10 protein-coding genes and 2 pseudogenes are annotated in these 22,423 nt (G+C 71.7%); 3 read left to right on the top strand and 9 right to left on the bottom strand.

Translation table 11 applies throughout. The annotated features are described in order from the left end of the window. Positions 1-1,633: 1,633 nt before the first annotated feature. Both ACWD3D_RS15340 and ACWD3D_RS15345 read right to left on the bottom strand, forming a co-directional pair. Positions 1,634-2,239, bottom strand: a pseudogene (locus ACWD3D_RS15340) (ATP-binding protein); the annotation flags it as partial. A gap of 166 nt (positions 2,240-2,405) precedes the next feature. Continuing rightward, on the bottom strand, positions 2,406-2,816 hold the full coding sequence (locus tag ACWD3D_RS15345) for an SsgA family sporulation/cell division regulator (protein ID WP_451461360.1): 411 nt from the start codon (positions 2,814-2,816) through the stop codon (positions 2,406-2,408). A gap of 529 nt (positions 2,817-3,345) precedes the next feature. Between ACWD3D_RS15345 and ACWD3D_RS15350 the strand changes: the two genes are divergently transcribed. Then, positions 3,346-4,005 (top strand): response regulator transcription factor, encoded by a 660-nt coding sequence (locus ACWD3D_RS15350; protein WP_451461361.1) that lies wholly within the window; start codon positions 3,346-3,348, stop codon positions 4,003-4,005. A 150-nt stretch (positions 4,006-4,155) separates the two neighbouring features. Here the strand turns inward: ACWD3D_RS15350 and ACWD3D_RS15355 are convergent, their stop codons facing one another. The 3 genes from ACWD3D_RS15355 to poxB all read right to left on the bottom strand — a co-directional run bounded on the left by ACWD3D_RS15355 (position 4,156) and on the right by poxB (position 8,447). Next, entirely contained in the window at positions 4,156-6,084 is a 1,929-nt protein-coding gene (locus ACWD3D_RS15355) for an MFS transporter (protein WP_451461362.1), read from the bottom strand. A gap of 12 nt (positions 6,085-6,096) precedes the next feature. Continuing rightward, a complete protein-coding gene (locus ACWD3D_RS15360; RefSeq protein ID WP_451461363.1) occupies positions 6,097-6,597 on the bottom strand; it encodes a MarR family winged helix-turn-helix transcriptional regulator in 501 nt (166 codons plus the stop codon). Positions 6,598-6,713: 116 nt separating this feature from the next. After that, the gene (poxB, locus tag ACWD3D_RS15365; RefSeq protein WP_451461364.1) at positions 6,714-8,447 is read right to left on the bottom strand and encodes a ubiquinone-dependent pyruvate dehydrogenase; all 1,734 of its coding nucleotides are present in this window, start codon (positions 8,445-8,447) and stop codon (positions 6,714-6,716) included. A gap of 311 nt (positions 8,448-8,758) precedes the next feature. On the opposite strand from poxB, the gene ACWD3D_RS15370 reads away from it, so the two are divergent. After that, a complete protein-coding gene (locus ACWD3D_RS15370; RefSeq protein WP_451461365.1) occupies positions 8,759-9,241 on the top strand; it encodes a DUF6924 domain-containing protein in 483 nt (160 codons plus the stop codon). Positions 9,242-9,472: 231 nt separating this feature from the next. Here ACWD3D_RS15370 and ACWD3D_RS15375 read toward each other — a convergent pair whose 3' ends face one another. The 4 genes from ACWD3D_RS15375 to ACWD3D_RS15390 form a co-directional block, all read right to left on the bottom strand. Continuing rightward, positions 9,473-10,930 carry a ricin-type beta-trefoil lectin domain protein gene (locus ACWD3D_RS15375; protein WP_451461366.1) on the bottom strand — a complete coding sequence of 486 codons (1,458 nt, stop codon included), beginning with the start codon at positions 10,928-10,930 and terminating at the stop codon, positions 9,473-9,475. Positions 10,931-11,433: 503 nt separating this feature from the next. Further along, positions 11,434-12,519 (bottom strand): type VII secretion system-associated protein, encoded by a 1,086-nt coding sequence (locus tag ACWD3D_RS15380; protein ID WP_451461367.1) that lies wholly within the window; start codon positions 12,517-12,519, stop codon positions 11,434-11,436. A 161-nt stretch (positions 12,520-12,680) separates the two neighbouring features. Then, a complete protein-coding gene (locus ACWD3D_RS15385; RefSeq protein ID WP_451461368.1) occupies positions 12,681-12,956 on the bottom strand; it encodes a hypothetical protein in 276 nt (91 codons plus the stop codon). Positions 12,957-12,995: 39 nt separating this feature from the next. Beyond that, positions 12,996-22,007: a hypothetical protein gene (locus ACWD3D_RS15390; RefSeq protein WP_451461369.1), complete on the bottom strand. Its 9,012-nt coding sequence runs from the start codon at positions 22,005-22,007 to the stop codon at positions 12,996-12,998. A 169-nt stretch (positions 22,008-22,176) separates the two neighbouring features. Here ACWD3D_RS15390 and ACWD3D_RS15395 point away from each other — a divergent pair. Then, positions 22,177-22,423, top strand: a pseudogene (locus ACWD3D_RS15395) (hypothetical protein); the annotation flags it as partial.

Genomic DNA, 22,423 nt, shown 5'->3' on the forward strand with positions numbered 1-22,423 from the left:
TAGTCCTTCGTCGCCAGCGGCTCGAAAGCCGAGGCCGACTGCACCGGCCGGTAGCCGCCGTCGTCGTACCGGAACCGGTCCGCGTACGGGAAGAGTTCAGCCGCACCCCGTGGTCGTCGGCGGCCAGGCGTGCCACCCGGTCGTCGAGCCCCGTCCACGTGCCGGTGAACCAGTCGAGGTGGGCCTGGGAGGAGGCGATGCTGTCGAGGTACTCGGGGAGTTCGTGCTTCTCGGCGAGCGCCAGGGAACGGGCCAGGCGGACCTGGGCTTCGCCGTACCGTCCCCAGCGCATCGCCTCCTCACCCACGTTGGTGTGACCGACCGCGACGATGGCCGCCTCCCGGGGGCCCGACGCGTCGTCCGGGATCTGCCGGGCCGCCTCCCAGCCCGCCTCCTCGCCGAGCGTGAGAAGGGCGAAGGCCCGCTCGGCGGACTGGCGCAGTCGCTCGTGCGGCAGGGTGGAAGGCGTCTGTACGGGTGCTTCCCGCAGCCAGCGCAGGTGTTCCGCGGCGGGCCGTGCCTTGCCCAGCGGCAGCGCGAGCAGGACACGGGCGCGCGCCGCCTCCGACGAGTGCGGCGCGAGGTGGGGCAGGGCCGCCAGGATCTCCAGCCGGCCCGCCTCGAACTCACCCGCTGTCATGAGGACCCGGCCGGTCTGGAAGCGCACCGCCGCTTCCAGGTCCGGCGCCAGAGGTCCGGCTCCGAGGGCCGCCCGGAGCGGGGCGACGACCAGGGTGTACGGGTCGGAGCCGGGAAGCGCCTGGAACTGGATCTTCGCCACGAGGTGCACCAGGCGGTCCGTCGGCAGGACGGCCGTGGTGACCAGGCTGTGCAGCAGCAGCGCGGCGGTGGTCACGTCCCCCGCCTGGACGCAGAGGTCGGCGGCCCGCTCGGTGTACCGGATCGCCAGGGCGGCCTCGCCCGCCAGCCGGAAGTGGCGGGCCAGTTGGGCCACCGGCGTCGGCTCGGTTCTCTGGAGGGCCCGGCCGGCCCGCAGGTGCAGGGCGCGTCTTTCCTGGGGCGGGATCGCCTCGTACACGGCGTGATCGGCGAGTGGATGGCGGAACGACCACTGTCCGAGCCGGTTCTCGCGCAGGAGTCCGGAACCCAGTGCGTCCTCGGCCAGCACGCCGAACCGTTCCTCGGGCAGGCCGGTCACCTCCCGCAGCGTGACGTGGTCGGCGGGAGAAGCCAGTGCCGACACGGCATACAGGAGGGTCCGGACCTCGGGTCCGAGCCGCCGCACGCGTTCCAGCACGGCGTCGCGGACGGTGGGCGGTACGTCGATGCGGTCCAGTCGGCGGCGGGCCCATCCGCCGTTCTGCCGGACCAGGTCGGCCCGGTCCCGCATCAGCCGCACCGACTCCTCGACCGCCAGCGGGATGCCGTCGGTCCTGGCGTGCAGGAACTTTGCGAACTCCTCCGAGACGGATTCGTCCGCCAGCATCGAGGAGACCAGCGCGGCGGTCCCGGTCACGTCGAGCGGGCCGAGGACGATCCTGGCCAGGTGCGCGTCGGCGGGCAGCCGGGACGACAGCCGCGGCAGCAGTGAGCCGGGCGGCACCTCGTCACGTCTGTACGTCACCACCAGGCTCACCGGCTGGGGGTGACGCGAGACCAGGAAGAGCAGGAACTCCAGGGTCGCCTCGTCCGCCCAGTGCACGTCCTCGAGTACCAGGACGGTCACGTCGAGCCGGCCGAGTATTTCCACGAAGGCGCGGAACAGCCGGTGCCGGGCCGCCGTGGCGTCCTCCAGCGGCTCCGGCGCCGGTGGCAGGTCTGCCGCCCACTCGGGGAACACCGGCCGCAGGGCGCCGCCGAGCCCGCTGAGCCCCAGTCCGGCGATGTCGCGCACGCCGTCGCGCACCGCGTCGACGACGGCGCCGAGGGTGTACGGCACGCGCAGTTCGGGGCAGGCGCCGACCAGGGTACGGCCGCGGTGCCCGGTCCTGGTGGCGAGGAACTCCCGGACCAGACGGGTCTTGCCGATGCCTGCCTCGCCTTCGACGAGGACGACCGCCGGCTGTCCGAGCGCCGTCTCCAGCGCCGCTGTCTCCCGCTCCCGGCCCACGAGCCGCGGCGCGAGGAACTCGGGCCGCACATCTGTTCCGGTGGTGTTCCGTTCCGCCAACGCCGCCCCCTGGTGTGGCCGATCGCTGCCGCGTCGGTACGTACCTCGGACGCGGGGCCTCTCCTGCCGACGGACCGGTCCCGCGCTCACCCTCCACATCGCACACATTCACCGGTCGTAAACCTGCGGTACATGTGCACCGGCACACACGTCATGCATGCGTACCCGCTGGGGTGCACGGACATGTACAGGTCCGCAGAGGTGTCGCATCCGGACGGCACCGCATTTCCCGGCGTGGCCGAAAGGGAGCGGTTCAGACCGTCGCCTCCTGCCTTCAGTCCGTCAGCTGAACCAGTTCGTCCCAGTCCACGCCGTCCAGTTCGGTGCCGCGCGGCACCAGGGCCCAGGTGCTGGCGAGCCACCGGCAGACCGGCTCGACGGGGATCTCGAAGAGTGCCGTACGGTCTCCGGCGCCCACCCGCACGCAGAACGACGAGAAACGTTCGTCGTCGCCGTCCAGCAGCGGCCACAGCACGACCGAACCCTCCCCACGCCGGGCGGCCATGCCGTCGGCCAGGAGATCCCGGCAGAAGACCCACCGCACCGGCCGTGGGCCCTCGGTGTCGAGGTTCAGCGTGACGGCCAGCGGGTCACTCGTGTCGTAGGAGAACTCGCACTTCAGGTCGAGGTCGAGATCGGACGTCACCCAGTGGGTGATCTCCAGGGAGAGATGGCACTTCGTCATGGTTGCCTCCTAGAGGTTCGGCCGGTCAACCGGCGGGGGAACCCGTGTGGTCGGTGTGCCGCCCCGGACCGGGGCGCTCTCGGTGGTGCCGTGGCGCGCTCCGGGATGCCGGTCACTGCGGGTCGACCGACCCGAGGTGCCCGGTGGTGGCGCTCGTTCGTGGTGGGGCTCTGCCCGGAGCGTGTCCCACGCCGGGCTGCGGGAGACCGGGACGGGTAATGCACCCGGTCCGAGCGACCAGTCTGGGACGAGGCCGGACCATGGTCTGTCGTGTGTTCCCTCGCCCTTCCTGGGGGCTCCCCCACTCCTCCGTAGGGTTCGCCCCACATCGGGCCGGGCTCCGGCCCTCTGACCAGGCGGATGTGCGGGGCGCGCTCCGGCCGTGGTGCGTCCGCCCTACGGGGGCCTGCGCGGGAGTCCCGCGCGGGACTCCCGCGCGGCAGGTGTCGCCCCGGGGAGCCCGGCGCACACCCGCACCACTCGTCATGTATCCGCACGCACATGTGGGGACAGCCCTTAGGATGCCGCCATGAAGGAACCACTTCGAGCGGTGCTCGGAGAAGACCAGCCGATCATGCGCGAGGGCATCGCGGCCATACTTCGCAGCGCGGGCATCGACGTGATCGCCGCCGTCGACAACGCGGTCGACCTCGTGCGGGCCGCCGACGAGCACCGCCCCGACGTGGTCATCACGGACATCCGGATGCCGCCGCATCTGGAGACGGACGGCCTGGACGCCGTGCGGAAGATCCGTGCGGTACGGCCGGGTACCGCCGTCATCGTCCTGTCGCAGTTCCTGGACGCCTCCTACGCCCTCGACCTGGTCGGGGACGATCCCAGCGGGGTGGGCTACCTGTTGAAGGAGAAGGTGGCCAGTCCCCAGCTCCTCATCGACGCCGTCGAACGGGTCGTGGCCCGGGACTCGGCCCTCGACCCGGACGTCATCTCGGCGCTGCTGGGGCGCAAGCGGCCCGAAGACCCGCTGGCCAGGCTGACGCCGAAGGAACGACAGGTCCTGGCGCTGATGGCCGAGGGCCACTCCAACTCGGGCATCTCCGAACAGCTCTTCGTGAGCGTGGCGGCCGTGGAGCGGCACGTCACCGGCATCTTCATGAAGCTCGGCCTGAGCCAGTCGGCGTCCGGCCGGCACCGGCGGGTACTGGCGGTCCTGCGCCACCTCGGCCAGTAGGGATTCCCCGGGTTCGCCGCCTCCGGCCCGGCCAGGGGGTACGGCGGAGGGCGACGGCACGGCGTCCCCCGTCCGAAGTGGACGCCGTGCCCGCGCCGCTGTCCGCGATCACCTGCCGCAAGCCGACGTGCCGTCAGCCCGTAGGTGCCGTCAGCCCGTAGGTGCCGTCAGCCGGACGTCGTGGACGAGGGCTTCCTGGTCCACCTCGATCGTCGCCGTCTGGGGCGGGTAACCCTCGGCGGAGGTGATCAGGACGTACCGGCCGCTGCCGGGGGCGTCCACGGTGTAGGAACCGTCGGCCCGGACCTCCGTGCGGCTCAGCTCGCGTCCTTCCACGGAGGTCAGCACGACCTCGCCCTGCGGGACGGGTGCACTCCCGGCGGCGTGGATGCGGCCCCGGACCTCCTGTCCCGCGGCCTGCGCGACGGCGTCGACGGCCTCGGCCGGTATCGGCGCCCCTGCGAGGGCCTCCGCGTCCTGCATCGCCACCTGCGCCGCCTGGTCCAGGCCGCTGGCGGCACGCAGCGGGACCTCCTTGATGAAGAGCGTGACCAGGAAGGCGATCAGCGCGACGGGGGCGACGTAGGTGAAGATGTCGCCGATTCCGTGGCCGTAGGCGCTCTCCAGCCAGGTGCGGACCGGAGCGGGCAGAACCGCGAGGTCGGGGAGTTGGCCGCTGCCGGAGCTCTTGGCGGCCGTCGCCCGGTCCTCGGGGCTGAGCCGGGTGATGGTCTCGCGGGCGTAGTGGCCGATCCGGGTGGTGAGGACCGAGCCGAGCACCGAGACGCCCACCGCGCCACCGAGCGAACGGAAGAAGGTCACCGTGGAGGAGGCCGCGCCCAGGTCGGCCGGGGAGACCTGGTTCTGCGTGCACAGCACCAGGTTCTGGAGCGTCATGCCGACGCCGAGGCCCATCAGCGTCATGCAGCAGGCGATGTACAGGTACGAGGTGTCGTAGCGCAGCATGCCCAGCAGGGCCAGACCCGCCGTCAGCAGGACACCGCCGCACAGCAGCCAGCCCTTCCACTTGCCGGTGGTGGTGATGACACGGCCGGAGACCGTGGAGGAGACGAACAGGCCCGCGATGAACGGGATCGTCATCAGGCCCGACCTGGTCGGGGAGTCACCGCGCGCGAGCTGGAAGTACTGGCTGAAGAAGACGGTGCCCGCGAAGAGCGCGACGCCGACGAAGAGGGAGGCGACCGACGCGAGGCTGATGGTGGGGTTGCGGAAGAGCCGCAGCGGGATGATCGGCTCGGCGGCCTTCGTCTCGACGAACAGGAAGATCAGCGTCAGCACGGCGGAGACCCCGACGAGCGTGTACGTCTGCCAGGACAGCCAGTCGTACTTGTCGTCCGCGAAGGTGACCCAGAGCAGCAGGGTGCAGACGGCGGCGGTGACGAACAGCGCGCCGGCCCAGTCGACCTTGACCGCGCGCTTGGTCACCGGCAGGTTCAGCGTCCGCTGGAGCACGACCAGGGCGACGATCGCGAAGGGGATGCCGACGAACAGGCACCAGCGCCAGCCGAGCCACGAGGTGTCGGTGATGACACCGCCGAGCAGCGGGCCGCCGACGGTGGCCACGGCGAAAACGGCGCCCAGGTAGCCCGAGTACCGGCCGCGCTCGCGCGGAGAGATCATGGCGGCCAGCACGACCTGCGCCAGTGCTGACAGACCGCCACCGCCCAGGCCCTGGATGACGCGGGCGGTGATGAGCGTCGCGGTGTTCGGCGCCAGGCCCGCGATCAGAGAACCGACGACGTAGACGACCAGGGCCGACTGGACCAGGATCTTCTTGCTGAACTGGTCGGCGAGCTTGCCCCACAGAGGTGTGGAGGCGGTGACCGCCAGCAGGGAGGAGGTGACGACCCAGGTGTACGCGGACTGGCCGCCGCCGAGGTCGTTGATGATCCTCGGCAGGGCGTTGGTGACGACGGTCGAGGAGAGGATGGCGCAGAACAGGCCGAGCAGGAGTCCCGAGAGCGCGCGCATGATCTGCGGGTGCGTCATCGGCGTGTGGGGAGATCCTGCGCCGTGCGGGGCGGAGGCCCGCACACCGACTTGCGGGGTGGTGGTCATGGATTTCTTTCCTTACGTGGTGACTGCGGGTGTTCGGGGGGAGAGGGTGCTCTGCGGCGGCTCGGTGCACGCGGGCTCGTCACCGCGTGCGTCGTCGAAGCTCGCGCGGAGCCGGGCCATGAGCCGGGTCAGCCGGCGGACGTCCTCGTCGCTCCAGTCGCTCAGCCGCTGGGCGAGCATCCGGGCGGTGCTCTCCGACTGTTCGGCGAGGCGGACCCGGCCCAGCGGGGTCAGGTTCAGAAGGCGTGAACGCCTGTCGACCGGATCGGGGCTGCGGTCGATCCAGCCCAGCGCGGCCAAGTGGGCGACATGGCGGCTGGTGACCGACATGTCGACGGCGAGCAGCTCCGCGAGCCTGCTCATGCGCATGTCGCCCTCCCGGCCGAGCAGGGCCAGTACCGTGGCGGAGGCGCTGGAGCAGCCGTCCGGAAGGCCTCGGCCCAGCTCCCGCCGTACGCATCCGACGGCGCTCAACTGCCGCATCAGCTCCTCGTACTGAGCTTGCTCGGCCACACATGTCTCCAATTGTCGTAGCTTTAGGCAACTATGAGATCGTTGGTTGTTCCAGACAAGATGTTCTGCGACACACATATTCTCATTGGCCCGAGATACATCTCTCGCGTCGGTGGTCAGCGCAGGATGCGTCGGGCCACGTTTGTGGACACCAGGTCCAGGAGTTCGCCGCCCCGTCCGGAGAGGATCGTGCGGATCGCGTAGAGGGTGAACCCCTTCGCCTGCTCCATCGTGATCGCCGGAGGCACGGACAGCTCCTGTCGGGCCGTCATCACCTCGACCAGCGCCGGGCCGTCGTGGGCGAAGGCTTCCTTGAGCGCGTCCTCCAGGTCGCCGGGCCGCTCGACCCGGCGGGCCCACAACCCGATCGCCGCCGCGACCTCGGCGAGCTGCGGATTGTCCAGCTCAGTGGCGTAGTTGACGATTCCCGCTGCCTTCATCTCCAGCTCCACGAAGTTCAGGGAGCCGTTGTTGAAGACGACGATCTTGGCGGGCAGGCCGTTCTGGCGGAGCGTGAAGAGCTCTCCCAGCAGCATAGTGAGCCCCCCGTCGCCCGACAGCGAGACCACCTGGCGGCCCGGGTACGCCGCCTGCGCGCCCACCGCCTGCGGAAGGGCGCAGGCCATGGTGCCGTGGTTGAAGGAGCCGAGCAGTCGCCGGTGTCCGTTGAAGGTCAGATAGCGGGCCGCCCAGACCACGGGGGAGCCGACGTCGACGGTGAAGACGGCGTCCCGGTCGGCCAGCCTGTCGAGTGTGCTCGCGACGAACTGCGGGTGGATGGGCGTACGCTCGCGGTCGTTGACCGCGAGCGCGTCCAGCGACTTGCGGGTACGGGCGTAGTGCGCGAGGGCTTCGTCGAGATGGGCCCGCTCCGTCTTGGCCGCCAGCAGGGGCAGCAGCGCGGGCAGGGTGTCGCGCACGCTGCCGACCAGCGGCAGGTCGACGTGGGTGCGCCGGCCGATCTGCTCACCGCGGATGTCGAGCTGGATCACCTTCGCGCCCTGCGGGTAGAACTGGCGATAGGGGAAGTCGGTGCCCAGCATGAGCAGGGTGTCGGCCTCCTCGATCGCCTTGTAGCCGGAGGCGAATCCGAGCAGGCCGGTGAGTCCCACGTCGTAGGGGTTGTCGTACTCGACGTACTCCTTGCCGCGCAGGGCGTGCACGACGGGCGCCTTGAGGGTCTCGGCGAGCCGGACCAGGTCGTCGTGGGCTCCGGCGGTGCCCGCGCCGGCCAGGATCGTGACGCGCTTTCCGCCGTTCAGCAGGGCGGCGGCCTCGCGCAGGGCGCTGTCGTCGGGACGGACGACGGTTTTCGCCGGACGCACGACGGTGGGGGCCAGGTCGCGGTCGACCTTGCCCAGGAAGATCTCACCGGGAACGACCACGACCGCCACTCCCCTGCGCTCGACCGCCGCCCGCATGGCCGTCTCCAGGATGCGCGGCCCGAACTCGGGGCTGGTGACGACCTCGGCGTAGACGCTGCAGTCGGCGAACAGCTCCTGCGGGCGGGTCTCCTGGAAGTAGCCGGAGCCGATCTCCGCGCCCGGGATCTGGGCGGCGATCGCGAGCACCGGAACCCGGCTGCGCTGGGCGTCGAAGAGTCCGTTGATCAGGTGCAGGTTGCCGGGGCCGCAGCTTCCGACGCAGACGTTCAGCTCACCGGTCAGCCCGGCCTCGGCGGCGGCAGCGAGGGCGGCGCTCTCCTCGTGCCGTACGTGGACCCAGTCGACGTCGTCGTCCCGGCGGATGGAGTCGGTCAGACCGTTGAGGGAGTCACCGGGCAGGCCGTACAGGCGGCGCACGCCCGACGCCTTGAGAGAGGCGATGACGTGGTCGGCGAAGGTGGTCATGCGGGTTGCCTTTCGTCTGAGGAGAGCGCGGCCGGTGACGCGGGCCCCGGCGTCGTATCGGAGCCGCCGAGTGCCGTCCTTGACGGGCGGGGGGCGCCTCTTCAGTCTCGGACAAGGCAAAAGCGCACACATCCGTCGAATGACTGTCTCTCCGGCGGCGGAGCAGGTCAGGTGTCTCGGTCGGACGACTGCAACCCGTGCTCCTGCCCGGGGACACACACGGCGGCACGGTCTTCGCTAACATACGCGGGCCATGTGTGCCGGGCGCGACAGCCCGGCCACCGCCCGGCCACACACCTGGAGTTCGCGCCATGAAGGACCTGCCGCAGAGCGAGGCCACGCTGCTGATCCGTACCGACTTCGCCGACGAGGCGGCCTGGCAGGACCTGCGCACCGCGGTCACCACCCCTGCCGACGAGGACGACGACTTCCTCGCGATGCTGCACATCGTGGACGACCCCGCCTACCGCGACCTGACCGCCGAACAGATCGTCGCCCTGGCGCCGGCGGAGGACGACCTGTTGATCCTCGCGGACCGCGAAGCCATGACCGGGGCGGAGATGCCGCTGCTGGCCGTGTACACGGGCGTCGACGAGGACGAGGACGAGGACAACGGGCAGGACGCCGGAGACGCGACGGCGGAAGGGGACGGCGGCTCGGTGCCGGGGTTCGACGAGCTGAGGGTGATCGCGTCGGAACTGTGGTCCGTCGAGAACAACATCTCCCTCGCCAACATGGACTGGGAGGAGTTCGTCGACGCCGCCGAGGAGGACGGCGTCTTCCGGGGCTTCTGAGCGGGGCTTCCGGACGGGCCCCGAGCCGGGCTCCCGTACGGGGTTCGCGGCTGCGGTCCGCGCCCGGGTCCGCGATTCGGATCTGCGTCGGCGGCGCCGCCGAGAAGGTGGCGACAGTCCGTCACCCGGGCGTACGGGCTGCGCCGGGGACCCTGCCGGCCCGTGGAACCGAGGGTGCCCGCACCTCTGTGGCGTGCGGGCACCCTGCGCGGCTCGACGTGGCGTGCCGCGTCACGGAGTGCGCGTACCCCACTTCTGGTTGGGAGTTCCTCCGCACGTCCACAGCTGGAGTGTCGCGCCGTTCGCGGTCGACTCGTCCCGGACGTCCACGCACTTGTTGCCGGACTGCGGGTTGGTCAGGTCGTGGGACGAGTTCAGGCGGAACTGCTGGGCCTTGGAGCCGTTGCACGTCGTCCAGTTGATGCCGGCGCCGTTGTTCGTGGCTCCCCCGGCGACGTTCATGCATTTGCCCTCGGACCGCACGGTGCCGTCGACGAACTTCCACCTCTGGTAGGACTCGTTGTAACAGTCCCAGATCACGAGCTTGGAGCCGGTCGGTGCGTTCGGGCTGTTGGCGACGCCTATGCAGCGGTTGGAGGCGTACCCGTAGATCTGCACACCACCGGTGAAGGCGCTGCTCTGAGTCGACTGGGTCGTGTTGTTCGACGTCGAACCGGAGGTACCGGATCCGGAGCTGGAACTCGAACCGGAGCTCGTGTTCGTGTTCGTGTTCGTGTTCGTGTTCGAGGAAGTCTGGCCGGACGTGCCGCCGGAGCCGCTTCCGGAACCGGCCGAGGTCTTGCCCGGCCCCGTCTGCGCGGAAGCCGGTTTCGTTCCTCCAGAAGGCTTCTTCCCGTCGTCCGACGAACCCGCCTTCGGCGTCACCGTCACGGTGATGGGCTTGCCGTCCGGGCCGGTGGTGGTGATGACCTTGGGCTGTGTGCCTCCCTTCCCCGTGGACGCGTGCGGCGACGGGGACTTCGAGCCGACCACGCCGGGGACCGCCCCCACGGCCAAGCCTTCCAGCATCGTTCCCGGGGTGGCACCCGGCTTCGCGGACGACTGGGCGTCGTCGCCGTCACCGCCACTGACCAGGAACGGTACGGAGATCAGCAGTGCGCCCACGATGGCCGCGCCGGCCAGAAGGCTCTTGTGCGGCCGGCCGGGAGCGGTCTTCGCCGCAGTCCTGGCGGCATCGTCGGATCCCCCGGACGTGTCGTCGGCGACGGCGGAGCTGTCGGCCGTGGAGGCTGCCCGCTGATCGGCCGCCGCCTCCGCGGCCCCCTTTGCGGCCGACTCGGCTGTGGCTCTCTCCGCGGCCTCTGCCTCTGCGGGCGGCTCCGCCGCCGACTTCGCGGAACCAGCGGCATCCGCTTCCGGCCCGGCTGCCTTCGCCGCAAGACCGGCGGCGCTCGCGGATACGCCGAGGGACTCGGAAGTCGCTTCGCGTTCCGCTTCCGCTGTCTCCGGGCCCTCCTCCCGGTGCTCGGGTACTTCGGGTTCGGCCTCCGGGTCGGCCAGTGCGGGCGGCACGGCGTAGCGGCCGGGCGGCGGTGCCGAGGTCAGGATGCGCTCCGCCGCCGCTGCGGCGGGCTCCGCCTCCCGCTGGGCTTCGCCGCCGCCCTCCGGGGCGACGGCCGCGACGGCGGCGGACTCGTCGGGAGAGTCATTGGATCGGGAAGTCGTCATGACACCTTTCCGGTGAGGTCGGTGTGACACGTGGGTACGACGCTCTGAAGCGACACCTCGGGCGGGCCGACCCGGGCTGTGTCCGCGCCCGCTACCGGACCCGCCCTCCGGGCGGACGGCGTCATTTTCGCAACGCGCTTCAGGTGTTCGGTCGTCAATTCTAGTGCCGCGTCAGCCAAGGTTTGCCCGTCGAGGAGCGACGTCGGGTGCGTGCTCCCGGTGTGCCGGCCGGAAGCCCCCGTACTGGACGTACTCGGGCTTTCGGCCGGTGCGGCGAGAGTGCGTACCGGGCGTCGCGACGGGGCAAACCGACGCGGCACCAGGGTGTGTTCCGACAGTCCCGTGTATCCCCGCTTCCGGGCGGACGGCGCTCCTCTCGAACCACGCCCGGGACAGTACCGTCGTGCTGAAGGTCCCCGTGTACCGCCTGCCGCAGAAACCTTGTGAGCACACCAATGTTTCGGCGAGCGACACACCTGGCCTCCCGGCCGCAGCACCCCGTGTCAGCCGGTCCCACCTCCCAGGACGCTGAAGAGATAGTCCTCCGCGGAAAGGTCGGCCCGGCCGACGGGCCGCTCCCCACCCTGCTCCGCGTCCGGCTCGCCTCCAGCTCCGGGAGTGGCGTCCGGCGCGGTGAACGTCGGGGCGAGAGGCGGGGAGGCTGCCCCGTCCTCGGGGTCGGGCTCGGAGTCGGGCTCGGGGTCGGGCTCGGAGTCGGGCTCGGCTTCCGGCTCGGCTTCCGGCTCGGCTTCCGGCTCCGAGGCGGGCTCCGACGCGGGCTCCCGTTCGTCGGAATCCGGCCGCGTGCCGGGTCCTGTACCGGGCACCGGTAGCGGAGACGTTCTCATCGGCCGCAGGTCCCCGTCGGCGTCGGCACCGCCGGGTCCTGCGGATTCGGAGTCGCCCGAAGGGGTGGGACGCGCCGTGGACGGCTCGTCGGTGACCGGCAGGTCCGCCGTCGCCAGTTGTGCGGGTGCGACGGACATGCTCACCGCCGCCGCCGGGTTCACGTACAGCAGGAGGTCGTCGTCGAGGTCACGGAGGAGGTCCTGGACGGCGACCGCACGCGCCGCGTAGCGGCCACCCGCCCGGAGTTGTGCCTCCGAGGTGAAGACCGGCACGACCGGACCTCCGTCCGGACTGCACGCTGTCACGAGTCCGGCGTCGGGAGCGACCAGAACACCGACCTCGGCATCGGCCAGCAGACGGAAGACCTCGTCCTCGGGGCCGTACCCGGTGGCAGCGAGTTGCATCGCCTCGTCGATCGGATCAGTGGGCTCCGGCCAGCCATTGGCACTCGGGGAGGGCCGGTAGGCGTCGTTGTACACCCACTCCACCACCGTTCCGTCGGCGTCGGACCGGTACCGGCCGACCACCGCCCAGTCGGGTGGTGCGTCTTCTCCGTGCCAGGCGGGGTCGACCATGCCGAACCAGTGGTCGGGAGCGAGCCGGGCGGCTTCCTGTATGCCCCGCGGGACCTCGGACAACGGGTCCTGGTCAGCGGGCGCCGCGGTCTCCGGCGCTTCCCTTCCGGACTCCGTCTCGTTCTCCGTTCCGGCCTCGTTCTCGGTCTGGATTGCGTCAGTCATGCGGTTGCCGGCCCTTCGGGACGATGCGACAGGTGCCCGGGCGTTCGTCTGTGTGCCCCACGACACATGCTCAGGTGTCTGCAATGCTCACACATACAACTCGTCGGGGAACATGCCCCGGGCGGACTCGCCCCGCATCCGGAAGAACCGCTCCGCCTCGCTCAGTCACGGGCGGGACCGTCGGCCGATGCCGGGACGGGCGCCGTGGGTTCCTGCGTGGCGTGGACTCCGGGACGGAACGTGTACCACCGCGCGATGCGGTTCTCGCTCTCGGGGGAGTCGATCACGAACTTTCCCGTGGTCGCCCCGTCGGCTCCGAACACCGTCAGCCCGGTCGCGTCGGCGACTTCCTGGGCCGAGTCTGCCGGATCGGCGACGGCGTCCGCCGGCGGCACGGCACGTTCCTTGCCCTCGAATCGAGCGGCGTCACGGGCCACGACGGTCCTCGCCGACTGAGCCGCCGACGTGCGCGACACCTACTCGGGCGAGGTCGCCAACCCTGCCTGCCCCTCCGCGGGGGTCTCCTCATCGGCTTCGGGTGTCACCCGGTCGAGGCGTGCGTCCGCGTCCCGCGCGCTCCTGGCCGGCCGTGAGGTGTCCGGCCATGCCGGGCTTCCGCCCTCGGCGTGGGCGGAGGCGGCGGTGGTGCTGGGCCTCCCGCCGGGCACGGGGGGAAGAGGACCCACGGGAGGACCAGGCGGACGAGAACCCGGAACCGGCGGAAGACCACCCACAGGAGGACCAGGCGGACGAGAACCCGGAACCGGCGGAAGAGAGGGAAGGGGGAGACCGGGCGGAGGGCCGCTCGGTGCCGACATCCGTGCCACCCGCGACTGGCTGACCTGCCCGCGCGGCACGAAGGTGAGCCATCCCGCCTCCCGGTCGTCGTTCCGTACATCGACCAGCTCCACCCCGTTGACCTTGGTGTTGCCGGCGTAGACCTTCCGACCGAGCGTGTCGGCGATTCGCTGGGCCGTCGCCGGAGCTCCACCCTTCGAATCGCCCGCCTTACAGGCGACGAGGACCACGTCCATGGAACGGAGACTGGGGCGACGGCGCAGGTACGCGGTCAGCTCGGGGGCTGTCAGAGAGTCCTTGCTCCCGCCGTCCACGGTGATCTCGAACGAGTCCCCGTTCGAGTGGGAGTCCCAGAAGTACGTGCTCGCGGCGCGGTTGCCACCGCCGACGGTCCAGGGCAGCCTGCGCCTCTTCCCGACGGCGCCCACCCCCGGAGCCCCGGCCTGGTACTCGGTGGATCGAGCGAACTTGGTCTGGTCCAGTTGCACCTCGTGCTGGAACCTCGGCCCGTGGGAGGAACGGCCCAGGGGCCGGAACGTACGGGCGTCCGGAATGGTGGTGGTCGCCACGAACGTGTCCGGGACCACGCGTCCCGCGGAGGTGACGATCACGTCCGCCGGCGCGGAGTTTCGCAGTGCGGCGGCCCGCAGGTCGTCCGGGAGGCTGAGCACCCACATGCCCCGCCGGTTCCCGGTGTGGCCCTGGAAGAAGGCCACCGCCTCGGTCTCCTCGCCGGGGCCCGGCAGCACCTCCAGATCGGCGGTGAACGCCCACACAGCCCGGTCGGTCCGTGCCGCCAGCAGGCGTGGCATCTCCAGATGCCCCGCGCCACCGTAGGGAACGAGCAGGACGACGGGTCCGGGCGGGGTGTCCGGCGGGAGATCGTCGGCCACCCTGGCGGCGAACTCCTCGGCGGACAGGTCTCGTGTGACGCCGTTGTCGAACTGCACGAGCGTCTGCCCCGGCCTGCGGCCGCGGTCGGCTCGCACGAACACCGGGCGCTCGCCCGGATCCAGCGAAGGCGACCAGGGCGCCGCCTCCTCGCCGTCCAGGTCGGACAGGGGTCCTCGTACGCGGCTCGTGAGGTAGACCCGCTCCCCCACCAGGTTCTCCATCGCGTCCGCGGCCCGCTTGGTCGCGGGGACGTAGTCGAGGGCCACGGAGTCGTCTTTGGTCCGCAGCTGTGTGTGCACGGGCTCGGGCGTGCCCCGTGAGACGAGGGGAGGCGGTGTCTGGACGCTCACTCCCCGCAGACCGCCCATGGCCGCGGTGACCGCGGGCAGGCGGGCGGTCAGCGTCTCCGCCAGCTTTCGCGTCGTTTCGTCCCAGTGCGGGAACACCACATGGTCCACGTCCTGCCAGCTCAGGTGTCCGGGCAGCAGCACCCCGAAGTGGGCGGACGTGGCGTGCCGGCCGCTTCGGTGCTCCCGCCGCAGCTCCGGGTCGTGGGCGTAGTCGGTCGCCTCCGCCAAGGCTAGGCGTACCGCCGCCTCGTCGCCCCGGACCACCAGCGCGTGCAGGGACGACATGGTGCCGGCGGACCAGAAGTCGCCGGGGACGCCGTCGTCGTCGACGCCATCCTCCGGCGGCGGCACGGGGGTGTGGAGGGCGTTCCCCCGCGCGTCGTGCTTCCAGTGGATCGCGTAGCCGCTGTGGGGCGAGCCTCCCGCGCGCTGCCGGGCGGCCGACACCAATGCGGCGGGGACCGCTGTGATCGCGCGGAGCCGAGCGGCGAGCGAGACGCTCGGTGCCGTCTGCTGATCGGACAGCAGCACCCGGAAGTCCTCGCGCTGGACGTTCGTCACCGCGGTCATGGACGGGGAGGCCAGATGCGTGTGCAGGGTGCGCAGCAGCTCGGGCGCGTGGTCCTCGTCGAGGCGGTAGGACGTGCCCCACCGCTGGTTGAGGTGGGCCAGCCGGTGCAGTGCCGCTTCCGTCATGGAGGGCCGCAGCCGCTGCGTGGACAGTTCAGCCGCGATCAGTTCCCGTCGGGCCTCCGGCCCGGTCCTGCTCCATGACCGGTCCCGGCCGGCCAGCGCCATCAGCACCTGCGACGCGGTCAGTACCTCGTCCTGTGCCTGCCGCCACTTCAGCAGGTCCCGGTCGGGGTGCGCCGGGGAGGCGCCGCGGGACTCCTGAGCGGCGGATGCGGAAGGGTCCGGGGCGTCGGTGTCCGTGCCGTGGACGACCGAGTCGTATGCCTCCGAGTCGTCCTTGCCGGTCCGGGCCTGCGCGGCCCGGGACGCCATCTGCCCCATCGCCCAGGCGAGTCCGCGCATGCGGTGCGCGGACTCCGCGAGGTCGTCGCCGGTCCTGTCGAGTATCCACTCCACGCGCGGGTCCGGCCCGCCGCTCGCCCCGCCGTCGCGCTCGCGCAACCGCTGCCCCAGGTGCGCCACCTGACTGTCCAGCACCCCGACGAACCGCGCGAGGGCGACGCTCGAACCGTCTGTCTCCGCCAGCTTCGACAAGGCCAGACGCAGGTCGTGGGACCACGCCCTGCGGTCCGCGGCGGCCTGCAGCAGCTGGGACGAGGGGCTGTCCAGGAAGGCGTCGCCCAACGGAGCGGTGGCCCGCTGTTCCGCCTCCCGGCGTGCCCGGGTGATGTGCCCGGTGCGGGAGCGGAATCGCTGGGCGTCCTTGCCGCCACCCTCTCCGGCCGGGTCTGTCGCCCGCCGCCGCTCCGTGCCGGCCAGCTGGAGCCAGAGGTCGAGATCGCGCCTGGTGTCGGCCAGGAAGTCGTCGCCGAACGGCCCCAGTTCGTGATGCTCCCCGAGGTCGCCGAGGCGGGCGGGCGAGGGGATGAGGGCTGCCTCCCGTTCGGCGACGGCGGCCAGCTGTTCCGGGCTGCCGTCGCCGATGAGGAACGGGGGCGGGACGTCGAGGGCACGGTTCGCCGCCCTCGCCACCACAGTGGTGAAGGCGAGGGAGGACCCACGCTCCCGTACGAGGACGTCGTGGAAGGTCTCGCCGTCACCGGAGCCGACCAGACGCAGGCGCCACCTGTCCGCCTCGTCCGGCAGACCGAGATGCCGCAGCATGACGTCGAGGGCGTCGACCGCCTCCGACTCCGCGTCCCTGGTCAGCCGGCGCATGCGCGACGTCATCGACTCCGGGTCCGCGTCCACGCCGGTCCGTCCGGTCACCGAGTCCAATTTCGCCCGGAGTTCGATCAGGTGGCGGACGACCGTCACCTCCGCCTCGACGGCCTCCGCCTCCCCGGGAGGCATGGAGTCGGTTCGCTTCCCGTCGGCGGACGACAGCCACGCCGAAAGCCGGTCCCCCGGGTGACGCCGCAGGGTGCGCCAGACCACATCGGTCAGCAGGTCCCTCCGCCCGACCGTGCGCGGGGCGGTCTCCAGCGTCACCTGGTGACGGCCGTCCTCGCTGGCCAGGACGACGGAGGCATAGTACGGCGAGTCCGGCTCGGTAAGGGAGTGCGTCACGTAACCCTCGCCCACCCGCGCCAGGGCGCCCGTATTCCCCCCGATGCCGTTCATCACCTCGGTGACGACTCCGCGGTTCCGCTCGAGGTGAGTGCCGTAACGGCCGGCGAGGGCCTCGGTGTCCTGCCACGGTCCGGGGCCGGTCGTGTCACCCGCCGCCTCCGCCGCCGCCGGCGCGTCCGGGTACACCGGTCCGTGGCGGCCCCGGTCGACGTCGTCGAGCAGCTCCGACAGCAGCCGGTGGACCCCGTCCGGCCGGCCGGTGAGGCCGGCGGTCGCCGTGCCCTGGTTCCGGTCGCGGAAGACGAGCCGGTCCGGGTGTCCGCCGAGCACCAACGAGGTGAGTCCATGCGCGTCTGCCTCCGGCCGGCCCGGCAGCACCGGCGTGACGCGGTACAGCCGAACCGGACCGGACGCCTCGGCGGAGGGCACGTCGGTGTGGTGGTTCTCGTCCCGCCGCAGACGGACACCGCTGCCCGCCGCCGCCATCGCGGCGTTGCTCCGCTCGATCGCTTCGGCGGTCGCGTAGGCCGACTGGAACGTGCCGTCGACGCCGACGGCCAGCGTCATGTCCGCCGAGAAGCTCAGAGCGGCGGGCCCGTCCGCCTCCCGGACCAGAAGCACGAGACCCTGCTGCCCGTCCTCGGGTTCCAGGATCCGCAGGGCTGCCGAACCGGTGAGAGGGGCTGTGGTCCCCGCCGGGGACACCGGCGGCACGCTCGGCGTCGACACGGCGCGCGGCGCGAGGTCGGACGCTGTGCCGACGCCGAGCGGGACGCCGATGTCCGGCGGCACGGTGGGGGGCATGGACCGGGCCAGGTTCCACTGGGCCGAGGTGCCACTGCCGTCGTCGACCTTGGACGGCAGCGTCGGCGAGGGCTCCCCGCCGTCCGCGTCCGGCCGGTCGGTGAAGTAGCGGCCCATGGTGGGAGCCGCGGAGTACTGCTGACGCCGGGAGACGGGCTGCTGGTAGGGCGTGGCCTGCGGCCGGCGCCCGGGGCGGAAGGTGTACCAGGAGCTGCCGCTCTCGACGAGGCTCTCTTCTTCGACGGAGTCGAATGCGACGATGCCGTCGGCCGCGTGCACGGTCCGGCCGGTGATGTCGGCGACCTGCTGAGCGGTGCTTCTCCCGTCCGCTGCCGGAGAAGCGCCGAAGCACACGAAGAGAACGATTTCTCGGCTCTGGTCGAACTGAAGGCTGGGCCTTCGTCTCAGCACGTGGCCGACTGCCTCACCGTCGAGGGGACGGCCTCGCTGCCAGATGTCCTGTGCGAGGACTGTGTTGGGAAAGCCGTGAGCGGCGAAGAAGTAGGGGGTCGGCCTGCCGGCGCCCGCCCAGGGGAGCGGGAAGCTGTGCGCGTTCTCGACCGGGGCGAGGTGCGTGCCTCCGAGAGGGTGACCGACCGCCCAGGTGGTCTGCCGCCCCATGGCCATGGAGCTGCTGCTGCGGGCGGCCCAGTCGGCGGCGTCGAACATGGCCCGGCCCAGGTGGGTGCCCCGCTCGTCGACAAGGGTGCGGCTGGACAGCTCGGAAGCCGGCAGCGTCCCCTGGGCGGTGTGGACCTCGTGCTGAGGTTCCCCGTCCGTGTTTCGGGCCAGCATGGCCGGGCTGCTGGGAAGCCAGCGGGGCCATGCCGCGGCCTCGTCTGCCCGCGACAGGACGATCCACGTGGCCGGAGCGCTCCCGCCGAGGCGGGGGTCCGTCCGCTCGGGACGGAGCGCGAGCGAGCCGTCCGTCGCCCACACGGTGCGGCCGGTCCGGGCCGCGACCATCCGGGGAAGGTACTCGCCGTCGGCGGCGGCGTATGCGACGAGCAGCACGATCGGGCCACCCGGATGCACCGCTCGGGTCACCTCCGCGACGTGGTCGGCGAACTGCTCGACGCTCATCGTGCGCATGCCGTCCATCGTGGGAACGTCCACGCCGCCGGGGGCCCGGTGGGCCGCGATGAAGAACGGCGCTGCCGGCGACCCGTTCCAGGGAACCACCCCCGCCGGGACGTCGGCGGAAACGGCGGCGGGGGCCCTCCCGGTGTTCCAGCCGTGCCGATCGGCGATGAGACGGGTGATGGGTACCGGCCTGCGGCCCTGTCCCGTCACGCGGTAGTCCGCTCCCCGCCGGACCACCCCCTGGCTGATCCACTGCCATTGGGGGACCGACCCCACCCCCGCGACCACCTGCGGGTCGTAGGAAGTAGGCGGTGCGGACGGCCCGGACGGCCCCGGGCCCTGCCCCCGGCCGCTGCCGCCGCCCGGCATGCGCCAGTCACCGAGGCGCGCCGAGAAGGCCGGAAAAGCACCGGTCCGGGCGGTCCGCTCCTCGGCATCCGTCTCCTCCCGGCCCGCTGCCGGGACCTGCCCCGGCACGGCTGTCTCCTGGCGCACCTTCACCTTCGTCAGGTGCGCTTCCGTGAAAAAGCCCAGCTGCCGCAGGTAGTTCATGGTGCCCGCGCCGATGGGACGTCGGCCGTTCCTCACCTCGTCGGCCCACGAGCGGAGCAGTCTGGACCGCCCGCCGGCCAACGCGATGCGCCGGTCGGTGACGGTGATGTCACGAGCTCCGCGATGGTCCGCCAGGTACTGCGCGGCAGCCAGCGCGGACCTGCGCTCCTCGTCCGGCACGTCGTGGAGCAGGGCCACGGGCGTTCGTTCCAGGGCCGGCGGAACCACCGCTTCCTCACGCAACCGCACCCGCGTCAGGTGCGCCTCGGAGAAGACGGACAGAGCACGCAAATAGCTCAGCGTTCCCGCGCTGATCCCCACATGCCCGTCTCGAATCCTGGTGACGAGATACCCGACGGCTCGCGTCTGCCCGTCGGACAACGTCAGCTCCTGACGCCAGTTGCCGACTCCCCTGGCGTCCCCCCTGTCCGCGACGTACGACGCGACGGCCAGCGCGATCCTCCGCTCGTCCTCGGGCACCCCGGCCAACAACTCCTCGGACGGCAGCACCACGGCCCTCGGCCGCGCGGCCGGCGGAGCCGCCGCAGGCACCTCCGCACGCACCCGCACCTTGGCAAGGTGTGCCTGGGAGAAGAAGGGCAGTGCCGACAGATAGCGCATCGTGCCCGCACTGATCATCAGACGCCCGTTGCGGACCGCGTCCACGAGGTAGCGCATCGACCGGGTCTCGCCGGTCGGCGTCTCGATGGCCCGTTGCCAGTTGGTGATACCCGCGCTGTCCCCTCGCGCCGCGACGTACTCCGCGACGGCGAGCGCGAACCTCTGCTCGACCTCCGGCACCCCGTCCAACCACTCCTCCGGAGGCGTCACGACCGGCGGCGCCTCCGCACGCACGCGCACCTGGGTCAGTTGCGCCTCCGAGAAGAAAGGCAGCGCCGACAGATAGCGCATCGTCCCTTCGGCGATCTCCAGGTGGCCGTCACGTACCCTGCCGGCCAGGTATCCGAGGGTCCGGGTCTGCCCGTCGGACAGCACCACCTCCCTACGGGAGTTGCCGACCCCCCGGCCGTCCCCCCTGTCCGCGATGTACGACCCGACGGCCGACGCGAACCGCCGCTCGTCCTCGGGCACCCCGTCCAACAGCTCCTCGGACGGCAGGACCACGGCCCGCGGCGGCGGGGCCGGGGAGGCGGCCGGGGACACGACCGGGGGAGCCTCGGCACGCACCCGCACCCGCGTCAGATGGGTATCGGAGAAGAAGGGCAGCGCCGACAGATGGCGCATCGTGCCCGCACTGATCGCCAGACGCCCGTTGCGGACCGCGTCCACCAAGTATGGAAACGCCCGGGTCTGTCCGTCCGACGTCTCGATGACGTGATGCCAGTTGGTGATACCCGTACTGCTCCCTCTCCGCACGACGTACTCGGCGACGGCGAGCGCGAACCTCCGCTCGACCTCCGGCACCCCGTCCAGCAACTCCTCCGAGGGCGGCACGACCGGCACCACCTCCGCACGCACCCGCACGCGGGTCAGATGCGCCTCCGAGAAGAAGGGGAGTTCCCGCAGATAGCTCAGCGTTCCCGCGCCGATCGGCAGGCGCCCGTTACGGACCTCGCCGACCCAGTGGCGGAGGGAGCGCCTCCGTCCGCCGGAGAGCTCGACGCCCCGGTGCCAGTTCCCGACCGCTCCGTCGCGTTCCACCAGGACGTCTGCGACGGCCCGCGCGAGCCTGCGCTCGTCCTCGTCCACCCCGGCCAGCAACTCCTCGGACGGCAGCACGACGGGCGCGCGCCCCTGGCGCCCCACGTCGGCGGGACCGTAGCGCCGCTGGTAGCGGTGATGCAGGCTCAGCGCGTCCCACGCGTGCAGGACGATCCCGTAGGTGGCGTGGACCCGTCGCAGGACATCGCCGACCGTGGTGTCGGCGGGGACCGTTCTCAAGGCCGTGAAGAGGGCTCCCTCCTGTTCCGGCTTGAGGTTCCGGGTGCCGGCACGCCGGAACCCGAATTGCGGCAGGTCGGCCCGTTCGTGCCAGGGGTGCCGGGCCCAGTCGCCCAAGGCGTACAGCGACTGCTGCAAGGGGGAGTCGACATCGATCACGGACGGCCGACGCGGCTCGCCGGTGCGGCCGGCGGGCCCGGCGACGGTGGACGTACCCGGAAGCTGAACCGGCGCCACGTCGGTGCCCGAGGGCAGGGCGAGGCCGCGCGGACCCGATCGGTCACCGGTGGACAGGTCCGGCAGCGAGGTCTCGGGGGTACCGAACAGACCGCCGGCTCGACGACGGTCCGGTTCGCGGCCCGCGGAGGACTGGCGGGACGGCCCGGCGTCGTTCGGGCCAGGAGCGGCCGTGGGCATGACCATAGGCGTCGCCGCGGCCCAGTGCTCCAGGTTCGGGCCCGGGTTGAGACGGACCATGCTCACCAGTCGGTGATCTTCCTCGCCCAGTACCTCCCAATCGCCGGGATCACGGCCGGGCTGGTAGGGGAAGTACTCCAGCGCCACCTCGAACTCCCGTGCCAGCAGGAAGGGCACGACGTCCCCGTGCGCGTGGTTCCACATCCCCGGGGTGTCGATCACGCGGGCGAGGTCCGCCAGTTCCCGGGCCGTTCCCACGCCCACGTCGAACAACGCGTCCAGCAGTCCGGGGGTCGGGGCGCCGAGCCGGGCGACGAGGTACTGCCGCACCCAGGAGGCCGGTCTGAGGTGACCGTGCTCGTCCCGCAGATTCGCCGCGAAACTGAACGCGTTGTACAGGCAGTCCCCGTCGCCCTCCACGTTCACGAGTTGGTACCCCACCAGCGCGACGGCCGCCGCGGCTTCTTCCGTCCCCTGCGTCACCGCCTCCACCGGGATTCCATGACCATGTCCCGGAGCCCAAGTCCACGCCGTTCCCCGGTCCGCCGCCGGTGAATCGCCCGGAGCACCACCCGCGAGGCGCGCCCGCGCGGGCCGGAGAGCCGCGAATTCCGCCGCCAGTACCCTCGCCCGCCGCAGGTCGTCACCGTCGATGGCAGCCGCCACCTGTCCGACCATCCGCTCCACGTCCGCGAGTACCGCTTCCCCCCGAGCCCTGACCTCGGCGGTCTCCTCCGGACCCGCCGGCACCACGGGCCCGAGATCGGCACCCGCTCCGGCCAGCAGCGAAACGGCACGCTGCCACGACTGCGGGAGTTCCTGCGTCCTGGAGCCGGTCCGGGTCGGCGACCTCGTGCACGTACGCGCCCAGGTGAACTGGACCGGCCGCTCCTCGATGG

The organism is Streptomyces sp. NPDC002690, from assembly GCF_053592415.1.